The organism is Amycolatopsis sp. SID8362 (genome assembly GCF_010550475.1).
Classification (GTDB): domain Bacteria; phylum Actinomycetota; class Actinomycetes; order Mycobacteriales; family Pseudonocardiaceae; genus Amycolatopsis; species Amycolatopsis eburnea.
Map to the genome: position 1 here is coordinate 1 of NZ_JAAGNB010000951.1, position 672 is coordinate 672.

Consider the following 672-nt stretch of genomic DNA (forward strand, 5'->3'; position numbering starts at 1 on the left):
TGGCCCGGCACCTCGTCACCGAACACGGCGTCCGCCACCTGCTGCTGGCCAGCCGGCGCGGGCGCGGCGCCGCCGGCGTCCTCGACCTGGTGGGCGACCTGGAAGCCCTCGGCGCCCGGGTCACCGTGTCCGCCTGCGACACCGCCGACCGCGAGGACGTCGAAAGCCTGCTCGCGACGATCCCGGCCGAGCACCCGCTCGCGGCGGTCGTGCACACCGCGGGCGTGCTCGACGACGGTGTCGTCGGCTCGCTGACCCCGGCCCGGCTGGCGAAGGTGCTGCGCCCCAAGGTCGACGGCGCCTGGCACCTGCACGAGCTGACCCGGGACCTCGACCTCGGCGCGTTCGTCACCTACTCGTCCGCGAGCGGCCTGCTCGGCGGGGTCGGGCAGGGCAACTACGCCGCCGCGAACTCGTTCCTCGACGCACTGGCCGAGCACCGGCGCGCCCTCGGCCTCCCGGGGCTTTCCCTGGCCTGGGGCCCGTGGGCGCAGACCGAGGGCATGACCGGCGCGCTCGGCGACGTCGACGTCCAGCGGATGGCCCGCGCGGGCCTGAACCCGCTGCCCGCCGGGCAGGGGCTCGCCCTGTTCGACGCGGCCGCGGCGACCGGCCACCCGGTGGTGCTGCCGGTCAACCTCGACCTGGCGGTGCTGCGGGGCCACGTCGTGC

The 672-nt window shown here is 76.8% G+C and carries 1 protein-coding gene; it reads left to right on the plus strand.

Annotation, left to right across the window (positions count from 1 at the left end; translation table 11 throughout):
* A partial coding sequence (locus G3I65_RS29435; protein WP_160698984.1) for a beta-ketoacyl reductase occupies nt 1–672 on the plus strand: 672 nt, incomplete at both ends.